We start from the raw sequence: 14012 nt of genomic DNA on the forward strand, positions 1-14012 counted from the left end.
CATGGGAACGATCACAGAGTCGAGGAAGCAGCTTGACCCACAAGGCCCCAATCAGAGAGGGCTCTTAGGAACGGCGGATTTGTCCCAGAGCATGTCACCCCAGCTTGCGCGCAAGACGGCCGACCGCTCCTGCCTCGGCGGCGAGGTTGCGGTTGTAGGCGAGCGGCATGCGCGGGCTCTTCCAGCGTAAGGCATCCATAATCCCGGCCAGATCTTCGCCGCTGGCGAACAGGTCCTGATTGAGGCCGACCCGCGTGGAATGCGCGCTGACGCCCTTGAGCAGGCGGGCGAGATCGTCTGCAGTCAGATCCGCGAGCGCCCCTCTTTCGTAAGCGCGCCGGATCATCGCGCGCCAGATCTGCCCGATCGAGCCCGGATGCAGGCCCCCCTGCCCCACATCGTACTCGACCCGCGCTGGCACCGCCGGCCGGGACAGCGTCTTGCGCAAGTCCCAGGTTTCGCGGCCGGTGACCGTTGCAATCCGCCGCCCCTTCACGGCTGCGCGCGCCTTGTAGCGCCGCACCTGCACCCGGCGAAACACCGGCCCCGTCTCAATCCCGGCCGCCGCGCACCATGCCGCGATCGCCCGCACCGAGCGCGGGCTGAGGAACGCCGTGGCCCCCTCTCCATCCTGATCGCCCTTGCTGCGCGGAATGACGAGCAGCCGCGCTTCCGGATCAAGGGCGTCGACAATATGCCCGACCTCGATTGCGACCAGTTCCGAGGCGCGCAGCCCGCTATCGTAAGCGACCGACAGCAGCGCGCGGTCGCGCAGCCCCGGCAGATCGGCCGCGCAGGCCTCGAGCAATGCGCGCACATTGAGGCCGCGCGGGGCATCGCGCTCGACGTCGCGCACCGGCCCCTTGAAGCGCAGGGGCCGCGCCTGCGCCTGAGCGGTGCCCTTATCGCGTCGGATCGCGCGGAGCCGCAGCTTGACCAGTTCGGCTTGGATCGGATCTTTCAGCTCAAGCAATTGGTGGATTTTGGCGATCGACGCCTTGTAGCGGCCGAGCGAGGCGGGCTTCGCCCCCTGCCCCGCCCGGGCGTCGAGATAGTCGGCGACGATCTCGGGCGTCGCCGGCAGCGCGATCCGGCCCGTGCGCCGACACCACAGGTCGAACGCTTCGAGATCGGATTTGAGCGCGCGGATCGAGTGCGGTGAGCTGGCGGCCTGATACGCCGCGATCAGCTCTTCGTTGACTACGACGCGTTCCCCAGCCCGCATCTGGGTCACGGTCCAGGCAATGTCGGGCATAGTTGCGGCCGACAGGGTGACGATCTCACCTTCGTGCGCGGCCACACCGCCGTTTTCGGCGCTTTCGCGCCCATCTACCCTGCTCGCGTCCATGGCCCGCCTGTACCGCACCTTATAAAGAGGCGTCAAATACGTTTATGCGATAAGTGCAATTATCACATGTTGACTTACCAACCGTCAGAGTAGTTGTGCAGTGTTTTGCATTTCACTACACATCCCGGCATGGAGGCCTTCCATCCCCTTGCCGCCGATGCGGATGTTTCGCCCGAAGAGCTTGCCGTGGCACAGGCCACATGCACGCTGGCGCTCGGCCGGCTCGACGGGCTTCTCGTCGGGCTTACCGATGCCGAAAAACGGCTGTTCTGCGTAGGGCTGCTGCGCGAGGTGCTGCTCTCGGCCCTGACGCAGGCGGGATTTGCTGACGCCGAACACCAGTTCAACGCCTGGTTCGCCGGGCTCGATCGCGGCCCCCAAGAGACGCCCCTCACCGCCTGCTCCGCCTATGCCGTGGTCCGCGCCCTGCTGGGCGAACTCAGCCATCATCCGTGGGAACCGCTCGCCGACGCCGCACAGACCATCGCTCTGGCCGCGCGCTTCGGGGCCGACCGCCCAATGCAAGCCGAAGATGCGCTGGCGGACGACGCGATCGGCAGAGCGCTCACGCTGATGGAACAGGCCGGCGCGGATGACGAGCCCCCCCTGCCCTTCGCGGGTCTGGCGCGCCTCTACGCGCTGCTGCGCGCCGATCCGCTGTTCGCACCGCTGGAGCGCGCGGTGCAAATCCGTTCGCTTGGAAACCGCACGGTGGCGATCGAGCAGGCCGCCCCGCGCACCCCGCTCTGGGCGGTCGATGCCTCGCTGGGGCGGCTGCTGACCGCGTGCGGTGCGTGGCAGCTTGCCCTCCCCTGCCCCGGCGCGGTGACCGCCGAAACGCTTCAGCCGCAGCTCTGGCCGGGCGAACGCGCCCTTGTCTCAGCGCGAACTCTCCACGCGAGCGCTACCCGGCTTGCAGAGCTGGTCGCGAAAGCGCGACAGCGCGCGGCGCTGATGCGCGAGCATCTGGGGCACCTGCGCTCGAGCGCGCGGGCACCGCAGGTGTGGATCCTGCTCGCTGGTTTTGCGCCGCTCGGGCTCGATCAGATGACCTCGGCGTGCGGGATCAGCCGGCGCGGCACCTATGCGATCGGCGACGCGCTAGTCACAGCGGGCATCGCGCGGCGCGCGAGCATCAAGGGCAAGGTTCTGCTGGTAGCCGAAGCGCCGCGAAGGGATCGCTTGTCGGCACCCCTGGACCACGCTCTCGCGCTCCCCCATCCGGCGCTCGCCGAGTTCGACGCGGCGATGGGCGAGATCGACCGGCTGCTCGCCGGCAGTTCTGGCCATCCTGACGCGGCCTCGCGAGCATTAGGCGTGTATGAAAAATGATCTCCCCTTGACGTTATGTACAGATATCATACATAGACAGAGAAAGAAGGAGATGGCCAATGGCCACAGCTGCCCATTCCGGCGTCCCCGCCAAAGCGCCTAGCCGCAAGGATCTAAGCGGTCCGGCGCTGCGCACCTTTTTCCGCATTGCCGACGCCTGGGGCCTTAAGGAAGCCGAGCAGATGAAGCTTCTCGGACTCGACAGCCGCTCGACCTTCCAGACCTGGAAGCGCGGCGCCGTCGCGGCGATTCCCAAGGATGCGCTGGAGCGAATCTCCTATGTTATGGGGATCTACAAGGGGCTGAAGATGCTCCTGCCCCGTACCGCCAACGAATGGGTACGCAAACCCAATGATGCGCCGCTGTTCGCCGGACGCCCGGCGATCGAGCGGATGGCCTCGGGCAATGTCGCCGATCTCTACGTGGTGCGCCAATATATCGACGCGCAGCGCGGCTGATGGATGCCCTTACGACGACTCAAGTGCGGTGGCAGCCGTGCTACCGGATCGTCGCAAGCCGGTTCCCGCCCATATCGCTGTTTGAAGACGTCGCGGATCCGGCCGATTTAGAAGCGGTCTATGCAATCGAGGCGATGACCAACGACCGGCTTCGCGACGAAGTCGGGGACCTCGCGCTCGTCCCAGCGGAGGACCGCGTATCGGGCCCCGGGACGTCGGCGATCATGGCAGCGTTCACCCACCTCAATCCCGATGGCAGCCGGTTCTGTGACGGCAGTTTCGGGTTGTTCTATGCTGCCAACACCATCGAGACTGCGGTTGCCGAAACGAGCCATCACCGAACCCGGTTCATGACGTACACTCACGAACCGGCGCAGGAACTCGACATGCGCGTCTACGCGGTCGACTTGGACGCCATACTCCACGATATTCGCGGCCTGCGGGATGAACGCCCTGCCCTCTACGCCCCGGACAGCTATGCCGCCGGCCAGGCGCTTGGTCGACACCTGCGTGACCAAGGTTCGGATGGCATCGTATACCAAAGCGTGCGCGACGCTGACGGTGAGTGCGCCGCGGTGTTCCGCCCTCGCCTACTCGCCAACTGCCGGCAGGAGCGGCATCTGTGCTACGTTTGGGACGGTCGGGCGATCGTCACCGTCTACGAGAAGAAGACATTCGCCTAAAGGTCCTCTTTCGGCATCGAGAGACGCCTGTCAGGAATAGACCCCGGCAGCCATACGATCGAGATCTTCCATGACGATATCGATATCGCCATTCGCAACCAATTCCGCAGCCGTTTGCCCAACTCCAGAAAGGGGTTGATGCTTGAACCAGATAACCGCCTTGCCTTCTTCGCCTGCAAGTTCTGCCGCTCGCGTTATGACTCGGGCTATTTCCTCCAGTTTAATCTGCACGGTCGGGGCGGAGGGATACAGGGTCATGGCCTTACGATCCAGGCGAGCAACGCGCGCCAAATGCGCCATAGAGAAGCGCAGGCGCTCCGCCAGACGACGGGGCGCGATGATCTCATTCTCGCGAATGTCATCCTGGAAGGCTCCAGTCATTGGGCAGTCCATATCCAACATGTGAAGACAAAACTCTCACACCTCATAACCGCTGAATGTTGTCCTAGCTCCAATGCTGATCGAGCAGGTCTTTCAACGCGGCCTCCGCTTCAGCCCGCGTACCACCGGCATGCGGAAGCAAGGTGAGCTTGAGACCCTTACGATCCACTGCCTCGACTTTCAGCAGTGGTTTCCCTCCTTCGGACACAATCGTTTCTGGCTTTCCTGACTTCTTGGGGGATCCTGACCTCTTGGGGGGATCAGCGGCCAAAGCGAGCGCGCGGATGACGTCGGGAACAGGCATCGGGGCCGCGCGCTCAGCCTGCACCTCCGCGAGCCGCGTCGCCTCGGAAAACACCCGCTGACGCCGATCCTCCGGTTTCAAGAGAGGCTTGATCGCGGTGACATGCTTGATCCGCAAATCCTGCGGGATGGCAAAGGCCGCCATCAGTTCTTCCGGCAGTCGGGCAAGGTCGAGATAGCGGCTGAGCCAGCTTTCCGTGACGTTGATCCGCTCGGCCATGACCTTCTGGCGCCCTTCATAATAGGCGTCGAGCGCGCGCAAATAGTCGCGCGCGCGTTCCAGGTCAGTAAGATCATCGCGCGCCCGGTTCTCGAGGTCAGCAAGCCGGAACGCCTCCTCGTCCGTCAAGCTACGGATATCGACGAGGAAGCGGAAATCCGGATAGTTATGGGCGCGAAGCCAGCTGATCGTCCAATGCCTGCGCGCGCCGCAGATCACCTCGAAATCGAAAGCAGGATCGTCCTTCACCCGCCGGACGATGGCGGGCATTTCCTGTTTTCCCTGCGCTTTAATGCTCTCGATGAGATCGGCGCACCGCTCCTCGTTAAGCAGCGCATATTCGCGGTTATGGCCGACCCACATCCGGCAACGTGCCGGATCAACGAGTTCATGGGTGCGTGAGACGACACTGCCCGTCGCCAATTCGGCAAGTCGGCTTTCTCGACCCGCCAGGACGCTCGCACCGATGCCAGGGCGCCGCGCCGCTGGGGCTTGCGCCCCTGGGTCGATTCCGGCGACCAGATCAGCCGCGAAGTTGGCGTTTTTCTTGCTCATCATCCACCCCTTCTACCCGGAATTGCACCGGTGCAATTTTGCTCGCATCAGGCGAGGCCCTCCTTGCGCAAGCGCGCCAGATGGCTGGGCCACATCGACCGGATGTCGACCTCGATTTCACCGTTCACGCCGTCGAGATAGGCGAGGCAGCGGTTGCGCACCGCCGAACTGGTGACAGGTCCGTCAAGCTCATAGACGGTCATCAGCCGCGCCGTCGCATTGTCGATTTCCGCCGAATCCTTGAGCGGTGTGCGCACGATCGCGTGGCCGAAAAGGGTCCGCATCAGGTTGAGCAGTTCCTTCTGCATCGACTTGTTCTCGTCGACCTTGGAGGCCACGAAGCGCAGAAACTGCAGCGACGGGGCCAAGCCGCGATCGGCCAGCGTCTCGATGGTCTCGTCGAGCATGGCGAGGAAGGCTGCAGTCGACGAGAAGTCCATCACCGTCGGCGGCACCGGCACGACCAGCGCATTGGCCGCACGCAGCACCGAAAGCGAGATCGCACCGAGCGCCGGCGGCGGGTCGAGAACAACGACATCAAACCGATCGGCTATGCTCGCAATGCCTTGTGCCATGCGGTCGATCAGGTTCCCCTGCCCGCGCGCCATACGCGCCGCGATTTCATATTCCGACTGGAACAACCGGAGATTAGCCGGGACAAGCTCGAGGCCGTCGAAGTGAGTCTTGCGCAGGGCGTAATCGAGCGACTCCATGTCGTCGTGCCGCAGGAACGGATAGAGCGTGTCCTCCTCGGTTAGGTCGAGGTCGGGAACATAGCCGAACAGGGTTGTTGCCGACGCCTGGCTGTCGCAATCTATGAGGGCCACCCGGTAGCCCTTGATCGCGAGATATTGGGCCAGATGCACTGACAAGGTCGATTTCCCGACCCCGCCCTTGAAGTTCTGCACCGCGATGACGCAGCAGGGGTCGGTGGCAGCCCGCCAGGGCCGGGTGCCGAACAATCCCCGCATGTCGTTGAGCTGCGCCAGGGTATAACCGACGCGCCGATTATTTTCGGTTCGCGGAGGCGGCGGCAAGCGGCCGTCCTTCTCGGCCTCGCGAATGGCCGCCGCGGTTCGGCCGACCAGTTCGGCCGCTTTACCGATCGGGAAGGTGGGCTCGCGCCGTTCGTCCGCCCGGGCGCTACGCGCAGAGTCGCGGAGCCGCTCGAGAACAGAGCTGGTCCGTTGTGCAAGCGTTGAGACGGACAGCAGATCCTGCGTGCCCTCAATATCGAGTGATGCAGCCAAGAGAGGCCCCCTTGCGAAACTGTAGGGGGCATAGCTCAATTTGCACTTTTAGGTCAATGAAAGGCTTATTTTCGCAAGTGGGTAAGCCCGACCGGACGAATTGCCTCGAATAGCGCCGCCAGCCTCTCGTGCACGCCTACAACCTGACCTCTTGGGGGCTATCCACCCAGAAATTGCACCGGTGCAATTTCGGCTCAAGGGCGCCCGCGCCGCGCCAGGAAGCTCTCGCAAAACCCGGTCCAAGACGCGATCAGTTTGGCGCCCTTCAGCTTCGCCAGCCTCTCACCCATCTGCGCGCGATAGGCGTCGGCAATCAGATCGATGTCCCAACCACCGCCGGCCGAACGGCCAATGGCCGCGAGCGTGTCCGACCCAAATCGGATCGTGCCGTTCGGGAAGGTGACCTCCCCTGCCCCAGTCTTATCCTTTGATACCAAGGCCGCCACCGCCGCCTGCGTGACGGCCTCGACGGCCACAGTCTCGACCTCGTCTTCGCGCCTCGCCTTCCTCCCCGCAGAGTGTCGGGCAATTTCATCCACGGTTGCTATCTGCTCAGGCGCATCCTTTGCCTCAAAACGAAATTCGATCTCGGTGACGGTTCGACCCTGACGGATTTCCCGCCACTCCACACGGAAATGAGCGAGCTGGTCGATTTCGGCCTTCGCCTTTTCGAGAACCTTGCGGCGCAGCTGCGCAAAGTCCTTGTAAACGTCTGGCGCGATGCCGAGCAGCGCACGCAGGGCCGTCATGTCGCCCTTCCATAGCGACTGGCGTCGATGCAGCCGCAATGCCCCGATCTCGTATAGCTTTAGCGCATAGGTCGACCGAAAGCCGAGCACCGCCTGCCGGTTCAGGACCGCATAGGTCTCCGATTCCTGAATCAGTTTCCGAGCCTCGGGCGTGAACTCCCACTCGATCCACCCCGCCTCCGCGCCCTCCTCGTCCTCCACTTCTTCGCGCGATGACGAGATCAGAGAAAAGCGCAGCGTCGCCTTCTTGCCGCGCCAGGACTTATCATCGACCGCGAAAAGCGTGCGATGCAGTTCCTCGAGCATATCCGAGATGCGCTCATTGCCCTTGTGGCCGCGGCGAATGTCCGCCTTTCGCATCTTGTGCGGGCGGTCCTCCCAGGCATCACCGCCCGCAGTCAAAATCATCAGCGCAAGCAAACGCGAAGCGGTCAGGCTCAGCGACTGGCCTTTGACGAACTTGACCTCGACGATGCTGCCGGGCTTGGCGAACTCGTCACCGCCCTTGGCCTGCAGGGCGGCAGCCACCCGCATCGCCCGCCCCGGAGAAGCATCTTCACCGGCGGGGGAGGGCGTTACAGCGTGGTCTAGGGCTTGTTCGTCATCCATGCCATGAAGTCTGCACCGATTCGTCCGGCGTGGAAGAAAATCTGCCTGACCTGTCCTCTTGCGTCAAGTCAGGGCAGGATGGACGGCGGTTTCGGCCCCCAAGAGGTCAGGATGGAAGTTCACCCCGAAACGGCAAAACACAAGGAAGTACGCCGAGTCGTGTTTCAAAGCGATCTGACCCGCGCAAACGGCCGCGCGGAGGCCGAAGAACGTCCCTGACGAGCGGCATTGAGAGCGAATCGAGCCCAACAGAGGCTGGCCCCCATGCGGTCAGGAAAGCCCCAACCGGTCAGGTTGCATCCCCCGATCGGTCAGGAATGAGCCCCCACAAGGGCAGGCAAAATCCCCCGTCCGGTCAGGATAGGCTTGCTCAAACCCACAGAAACGCTGGGCTTTCGGCTTCCCGAATCTGAATCCTTTTGAATCGGAAAAGCTTCCGCTGCGAGCAGCGGCGTTTTGATATTTTTATTTTGAGAAAGAGATTGGCGCTACGCTTGAAGCAAACGTTCAATCCCCCTGCCTGGAGGGATACGCGAAGTTGGCCGTCCACGATAGGCTTCCTGGCCAAAGGACGTCACGAATGGAGGGTGCATGATCAACTTCGCCAAGTTCGAGATCATCGGCCGGATCGGCGAAATCGACGCGCGACCGAAAGTCACCCTGCTGTCGGTCTGCGCGAATTACCGCCGCAAGGGTGACGATGACGAATGGCAGGAAGACAGTCACTGGAACCGCGTGAGCGTCTTCAGCGAGGGCCAGCGCAAGCATATCGCCGACCGAGCCCAAGTCGGGGATCTGGTGCGGATTGCCGGGCGGCTCAAGGACAGCTCCTATGAACGCGACGGCGTGACCCATTACACAACCGATCGCATCGTCGAGGAATTCGGTATCCTCGCAGCCAAGGGCATGCCTGGCTGAATTGGCGGAGAGGGGAGGGCGCAACCGGCAGCGGCGCTCCACCACTTTGCAAGGATTAGTTGATGCCCCTAGCTGCTTCCCATCGCGCCAAAGCCATTGTCGAAGCCCTCGGCGGAACGTGGCGCGGGACGCGCGGCGAATGCCGTTGCCCGGCTCATGACGATCATGGCCCCAGCCTGTCAGTGCGCCTGGGCGAACGGGCGATCTTGTTCCACTGCTTTGCTGGCTGCGATACGCGCGACGTTCTGACTGCCCTGCGCCGGCGCAAACTTCACGATGCGGTGCCGCTCACCATGCCGCGCCCGAAGGCGATGGCCGACCATCGCGCTCTCGCGCTTCGGCTATGGAAGGCAAGCCAGCCCATAGCCGGCTCGCCAGCGGGCGATTACCTTGCCGCACGCGGTCTTGCTCCTCCCTATCCGCGTTGTCTGCGCTACAATCCCCGCACCATTGTCGGGGCAGGTGACCAGCGCCGGTTCTTTCCGGCGATGATCGCTGCGGTCGAGAACGATCTGGGCGTCGTGGCCGTCCAGCGGACCTGCCTCGATCTCGCTGACATCTTGCACAAGCCCCTGTCAAAGCCGAAGATTGCCCTTGGCCTGCTTGGCAACGCGGCCATCCGTCTGGCGCCGGCCGGAGAGGAGCTTGGCCTTGCTGAGGGCATTGAGGACGCCCTTTCGGCAATGGCCTGGTTCGGAACGCCAACCTGGGCGCTGGGCGGCGTCGAACGCCTTGGACTCGTCGCCATCCCCGAACGGGTCAAACGCATCATCGTCTATGGTGATCGCGGTGCCGCCGCTGCCGCCATGCTCAAAAAAGCTCGGCCGCATCTCACAGCCCATGGACGCGAACTGGTGCTCCGCCTCCCGGAACGGCACGCGGATTGGAATGATGCTTGGCGTGTCCGCCGGGCCGCCGAGGCGGCCTGAGAGGGGAGGGGGCCTTCAGGCTGATGACCTGGCGCTGATGCCAGGTGTCAGACCCGGAGATACCCCATGGCCACACAACCCCTCGCGCTCACGCTGCCGCTCGATGATCCCGCCCGGACCGCTGCTCAAGGCATAGCCGACCGGCTGTCCGAAGGCCGTTCGGTTGCACGTAACGACCTCCTTGCCGGGATGACCTCCGCCTTCGGTGGCTCGAGCGCGGATGGCTCATGGTCATTGCGCGACGCCTATGATGTGCTCGAACTCGCGCAGATACTCCATCTGAAGAACACAACACTCCCGGCAGATGCGAATGTGCGGCTCGCCCAGCTGATCGCCATGACGGCGGCGCTTCCGACGCACAGCGTGCGTAGCGAAACGCAGGTCGCGTTCCAGCAATTCTCGACACCGGCACCGATCGGCTTCCTTGCCGCCAGGGCAGCCGCGATCACGGCACGCGATATCGTGCTCGAGCCCTCGGCCGGGACCGGGCTCTTGGCCGTACACGGTCATTTTGCCGGCGCTCGCCTTCTCCTCAATGAGATCGATGCCTGGCGCGCGCGTTTGCTGCGTCATGCCCTTCCCGAGGGCACATTGAGCACGCATGACGGCGAATTGATCGACGACATGCTCGATCCGCAACTGGTGCCGAGCGTCGTGCTCATCAACCCGCCCTTCTCGCGGAGCCAGGGACGGGGGCGCGACCGCCACGCTGCGCTTCGCCACCTGCGCTCCGCGCTCTTGCGCCTCGCACCAGGCGGGCGCTGCGCCGTCATTCTTCCCGATCGCATCGAGACAGGGGACGCGGATTGGCTGCACGCCACCGCGGGCGCGCATCTCCGGCTGCATCTCGACCTGCCGCCCCATGCTTATGCCAAGCACGGCACCGGGCAAGCGGTTCAGCTCATTCTCCTCGAAAAGGGCGGGGCAGGGGATTGCGTCCCACGCCAGACCTGTACGACGTTCGGCGCTGCGCTCGCGGCTATCGATGCGATGGCGACCCCGTGCGCCCCCACGCCGCAACCGATCTCCCGCCCCAGCGGATTGTTCCGGGGCCTCACGCGGCGGACCCGCCCTGTAAGCTCGCGTGTGGCGGTAACCCTGCCCACGACCCGCGCGGTCGCCTATCACCGTCTCGACGCGCCGGCGCCCGCGGGCGAACCGCAAGGGATTTACCTGCCCTATCGGCCGAGCCGCCTGCTGATTGCCGATGCCTGTGAGCACCCAAGCGCGCTGGTCGAATCGCAGGCAATGGGATCGATCGCCGCACCCCCGGTCGCTTATGAACCCGTGCTGCCGGCCAGGATCTTGGACGACGGCCTGCTCTCGGACGCGCAGCTCGAAACGCTGATCTACGCTGGCGCGGCGTTCGAGCGTGACCTTCCGGGCCGGTTCGTATCTAGCGAGGAGGGGCTTTCGCTGTCGCCGGCAGAGGCCGGCAATGCCTATCGGACGGGCTTTTTCCTTGGCGATGGCACGGGCGCCGGCAAGGGGCGGCAGGTGGCGGGCGTCATCCTCGACCAGTGGTTGCGCGGCAACCGCCGCCACCTCTGGATATCCAAGAGCGAGACGCTGATCGAAGACGCGCGGCGCGACTGGTCGGCGCTTGGCGGCTTGCCGCTCGACATCCAGCATCTCAACCAGTGGAAGCTCGGCACCCCGATCGCGCTGGGCGATGGGATCCTCTTCCTGACCTATGCCACCCTGCGCTCCAACCGCGGTGACAGGGGCACGCGGCTGCGCCAGCTGATCGAATGGATGGGTGAGGATTTCAGCGGCGTCATCGTCTTCGACGAGGCGCATGAGATGGCCGGGGTGGCCGGTGGCGAGGGCCGGTTCGGCGCCACGAAAGGATCCGAACAGGGCATCGCCGGCGTCCGCCTCCAAAATCTCGCTCCGCGCGCCCGGATTCTCTACGCTTCGGCGACGGGCGCCTCGGACGTCAACAACCTCGCTTATGCGACACGCCTCGGATTGTGGGGACCGCAGACGGCCTTCGCCGACCGGCGGGCCTTCGTGGAATCGCTTCGCCGCGGCGGCATCGCAGCGATGGAGTTGATCGCCCGCGACCTCAAGGCGCAGGGCCTCTATGCCGCGCGGGCGCTCAGCTTCGCCGGCGTCGAATATGACATCCTCGAGCATCGGCTCAGCGAAGAACAGATCGCCGTCTACAATGCCTATGCCGATGCCTGGGCGATCATTCACAACAATCTGCAGGCCGCGCTCGCCGCCACGCGCGTCACCGACGGTTTCAGCGGTGCCACCTACAATAGCGGCGCGAAGGCCGCGGCATTGTCGATCTTCGAATCGACCAAGCAACGCTTCTTCGGCCAGATCCTGCTGTCGATGAAGCTGCCGTCGCTGATCCCGGCGATCGCCGCCGATCTCGCGCGCGGCGACTGCGCCGTGGTCCAGCTCGTGTCGACGTCGGAAGCGATGCTCGATCGTGCCCTTGCCGACCTGTCCCCCGAGGAGCGCGCCTGGCTCGACATCGAGCTGTCCCCGCGCGAATTTCTGGTCGACTATCTGGCGGCGGCCTTTCCGGTGCGCCAGATGCGCACCTATACCGACGATAGCGGCACGGTGCGCTCGGAACCGATGATCGACGAGGTCGGGCAGCCCGTGCTGTGTCGGGAAGCGATGGCCATGCGCGACCAGCTCCTCGAGCAACTCTGTGCGCTGCCGGTGGTTGGCTCGGCGCTCGATCATATCATCGGGCATTTCGGGACGGAGGCAGTGGCCGAGGTGACGGGTCGCAGCCGGCGGATCATCGTCGATGCCGAGGGCCGTCAGCGGATCGAACGGCGCAGCGCGCGCACGAACCTCGCGGAGACCGACAGCTTCATGCGCGGCGAAAAGCGCATCCTGATCTTTTCCGACGCCGGCGGCACGGGACGGAGCTATCATGCCAGCCTCGACGCGCTCAATCAGAGGCGCCGCATTCACTATCTCCTCGAGCCCGGTTGGCGTGCTGACGCGGCGATCCAGGGGCTGGGCCGCACGCACCGCACCCACCAAGCCTGCCCACCCCTGTTTCGGCCCGTTTCCACTGATTGCCGCGGCGAACGGCGGTTCATCTCGACGATTGCCCGGCGCCTCGACAGCCTCGGCGCACTAACCCGCGGTCAGCGCCAGACCGGCGGACAGGGACTTTTCGACCCCCGTGACAATCTGGAGTCCGACTTCGCGCGGGAATCGCTCGACCAGTGGTTTCGCCTGCTGTTCCAGGGGAAGCTTCAATCGGTGCGCTTCGATCAGTTCCAGGCGCTCACCGGGTTGAACCTGACGGGCGAAGGCGGTGGGATCGCCGAGACATTGCCCACGATCCAGCGGTGGCTGAACCGCATCCTGGCGCTGCGCATCGGGTTGCAGAACGCGATCTTCGACGAATATCTGGGCTTGATCGAAGCACGGGTGGAGAAGGCCCGTGAGGCTGGCACCCTCGATCTTGGCGTCGAAACGATCACCGCCGACCGCATTTCGATCCTCGACCGCACGGTGATCCGGTGCGATCCCGTGAGCGGCGCCGAAACCGAAATCTTGCGCATCGAAACCGAGGAACGATATCGACCGCTGACCCTGGAGCGCGCGCATTGGCTTTTGGCCGACCCGGAAGCGCGCCGATTGATCAACCCACGTTCCGGTAAGGTCGCCATTTGCCGCCCGACCTTCTCGCTAACCGATGAAGAGGGGCGAACCGTGCGCCGCTATGAGCTGGTGCGGCCGACGCGCACCGAACGGCACCGGCAGGACCTCTTCGCCGAAACCCATTGGACCGACGCGGACCGCGCGAGCTTTGACAATGCCTGGCAGGCCGAATGCGACGCAATGGCGGCGCAGACGCGCACGCAGATCATCTATCTGGTCACGGGCCTGCTGCTTCCGGTGTGGGGAAAGCTGCCCGACGATCATGTCCAGGTCTGGCGGCTGACGAGCGACGACGGCCAGTCACTTCTCGGGCGTCTTATTCCGGCGCCGCTGGTGGAGCGGATCGCCAGCGCATTCGGCATCGCCGCCCATGTCGAGATCGACCTCGGCGCGCGGGTCGAGCACGTTCGCACCTCGGGCGAGATCATGTCGATCGGGTCGCTTCGGCTGAAGCGGGCCTTGGTCGCTGGCGACCACCGCCTCGAATTGCTCGACTGGAAGTCCGACGCCCTTCCTCATCTCAAGGCGGCGGGCTGCTTCACCGAGATCATCCAACACCGCACACGGCTCTTCGTCCCACCGAGCCGCGCCGTCGAGATCCTTGGCGAGATAGCAGGCTGAACAGCGGCAGC

At 64.4% G+C, this 14012-nt stretch carries 12 protein-coding genes; 7 read left to right on the top strand and 5 right to left on the bottom strand.

What is annotated here, in order from left to right:
- Positions 1 to 94: 94 nt before the first annotated feature.
- Positions 95 to 1255 carry a site-specific integrase gene (locus IE122_RS14845; protein WP_229814241.1) on the bottom strand — a complete coding sequence of 387 codons (1161 nt, stop codon included), beginning with the start codon at positions 1253 to 1255 and terminating at the stop codon, positions 95 to 97.
- 222 nt (positions 1256 to 1477) lie between these two features.
- Between IE122_RS14845 and IE122_RS14850 the strand changes: the two genes are divergently transcribed.
- Genes IE122_RS14850 through IE122_RS14860 form a run of 3 tightly spaced genes read left to right on the top strand, consistent with a single transcriptional unit; the run spans position 1478 to position 3821 of the window.
- Positions 1478 to 2680, top strand: coding sequence for a hypothetical protein (locus IE122_RS14850; protein ID WP_189622040.1), 1203 nt, complete (start codon positions 1478 to 1480; stop codon positions 2678 to 2680).
- A gap of 59 nt (positions 2681 to 2739) precedes the next feature.
- Positions 2740 to 3138 carry an MbcA/ParS/Xre antitoxin family protein gene (locus IE122_RS14855; protein ID WP_189622041.1) on the top strand — a complete coding sequence of 133 codons (399 nt, stop codon included), beginning with the start codon at positions 2740 to 2742 and terminating at the stop codon, positions 3136 to 3138.
- Complete coding sequence (locus IE122_RS14860) at positions 3138 to 3821, top strand: RES family NAD+ phosphorylase (RefSeq protein ID WP_189622042.1); 684 nt, start codon at positions 3138 to 3140, stop codon at positions 3819 to 3821. The genes IE122_RS14855 and IE122_RS14860 overlap by 1 nt, the downstream gene beginning before the upstream one ends.
- A gap of 30 nt (positions 3822 to 3851) precedes the next feature.
- Here the strand turns inward: IE122_RS14860 and IE122_RS14865 are convergent, their stop codons facing one another.
- The 4 genes from IE122_RS14865 to IE122_RS14880 form a co-directional block, all read right to left on the bottom strand.
- Positions 3852 to 4202 (bottom strand): hypothetical protein, encoded by a 351-nt coding sequence (locus tag IE122_RS14865; protein WP_189622043.1) that lies wholly within the window; start codon positions 4200 to 4202, stop codon positions 3852 to 3854.
- Positions 4203 to 4266: 64 nt separating this feature from the next.
- Positions 4267 to 5280, bottom strand: coding sequence for a ParB/RepB/Spo0J family partition protein (locus tag IE122_RS14870; RefSeq protein WP_189622044.1), 1014 nt, complete (start codon positions 5278 to 5280; stop codon positions 4267 to 4269).
- 47 nt (positions 5281 to 5327) lie between these two features.
- Entirely contained in the window at positions 5328 to 6530 is a 1203-nt protein-coding gene (locus IE122_RS14875) for an AAA family ATPase (protein WP_189622045.1), read from the bottom strand.
- A 194-nt stretch (positions 6531 to 6724) separates the two neighbouring features.
- Complete coding sequence (locus IE122_RS14880) at positions 6725 to 7813, bottom strand: replication initiation protein (protein WP_189622095.1); 1089 nt, start codon at positions 7811 to 7813, stop codon at positions 6725 to 6727.
- 153 nt (positions 7814 to 7966) lie between these two features.
- Here IE122_RS14880 and IE122_RS14885 point away from each other — a divergent pair, with 153 nt between their 5' ends.
- From IE122_RS14885 to IE122_RS14900, 4 genes are all read left to right on the top strand, one after another.
- Complete coding sequence (locus IE122_RS14885; protein ID WP_189622046.1) at positions 7967 to 8107, top strand: hypothetical protein; 141 nt, start codon at positions 7967 to 7969, stop codon at positions 8105 to 8107.
- A gap of 372 nt (positions 8108 to 8479) precedes the next feature.
- On the top strand, positions 8480 to 8806 hold the full coding sequence (locus tag IE122_RS14890; protein ID WP_017183648.1) for a single-stranded DNA-binding protein: 327 nt from the start codon (positions 8480 to 8482) through the stop codon (positions 8804 to 8806).
- 62 nt (positions 8807 to 8868) lie between these two features.
- Positions 8869 to 9735, top strand: coding sequence for a DUF7146 domain-containing protein (locus IE122_RS14895; protein WP_189622047.1), 867 nt, complete (start codon positions 8869 to 8871; stop codon positions 9733 to 9735).
- A 66-nt stretch (positions 9736 to 9801) separates the two neighbouring features.
- Positions 9802 to 14001 carry a strawberry notch family protein gene (locus IE122_RS14900; RefSeq protein WP_189622048.1) on the top strand — a complete coding sequence of 1400 codons (4200 nt, stop codon included), beginning with the start codon at positions 9802 to 9804 and terminating at the stop codon, positions 13999 to 14001.
- Positions 14002 to 14012 lie beyond the last annotated feature (11 nt).

The organism is Novosphingobium colocasiae (assembly GCF_014652555.1).
GTDB lineage: Bacteria > Pseudomonadota > Alphaproteobacteria > Sphingomonadales > Sphingomonadaceae > Novosphingobium > Novosphingobium colocasiae.

What these genes read in the sequence shown, in the direction of transcription:
- IE122_RS14845 (WP_229814241.1), bottom strand. Translation starts at nt 1,255, where the DNA reads ATGCCCGACATTGCCTGGACCGTGACCCAGATGCGGGCTGGGGAACGC.
- IE122_RS14850 (WP_189622040.1), top strand. Translation starts at nt 1,478, where the DNA reads ATGGAGGCCTTCCATCCCCTTGCCGCCGATGCGGATGTTTCGCCCGAA.
- IE122_RS14855 (WP_189622041.1), top strand. Translation starts at nt 2,740, where the DNA reads ATGGCCACAGCTGCCCATTCCGGCGTCCCCGCCAAAGCGCCTAGCCGC.
- IE122_RS14860 (WP_189622042.1), top strand. Translation starts at nt 3,138, where the DNA reads ATGGATGCCCTTACGACGACTCAAGTGCGGTGGCAGCCGTGCTACCGG.
- IE122_RS14865 (WP_189622043.1), bottom strand. Translation starts at nt 4,202, where the DNA reads ATGACTGGAGCCTTCCAGGATGACATTCGCGAGAATGAGATCATCGCG.
- IE122_RS14870 (WP_189622044.1), bottom strand. Translation starts at nt 5,280, where the DNA reads ATGAGCAAGAAAAACGCCAACTTCGCGGCTGATCTGGTCGCCGGAATC.
- IE122_RS14880 (WP_189622095.1), bottom strand. Translation starts at nt 7,813, where the DNA reads ATGCGGGTGGCTGCCGCCCTGCAGGCCAAGGGCGGTGACGAGTTCGCC.
- IE122_RS14885 (WP_189622046.1), top strand. Translation starts at nt 7,967, where the DNA reads ATGGACGGCGGTTTCGGCCCCCAAGAGGTCAGGATGGAAGTTCACCCC.
- IE122_RS14890 (WP_017183648.1), top strand. Translation starts at nt 8,480, where the DNA reads ATGATCAACTTCGCCAAGTTCGAGATCATCGGCCGGATCGGCGAAATC.
- IE122_RS14895 (WP_189622047.1), top strand. Translation starts at nt 8,869, where the DNA reads ATGCCCCTAGCTGCTTCCCATCGCGCCAAAGCCATTGTCGAAGCCCTC.
- IE122_RS14900 (WP_189622048.1), top strand. Translation starts at nt 9,802, where the DNA reads ATGGCCACACAACCCCTCGCGCTCACGCTGCCGCTCGATGATCCCGCC.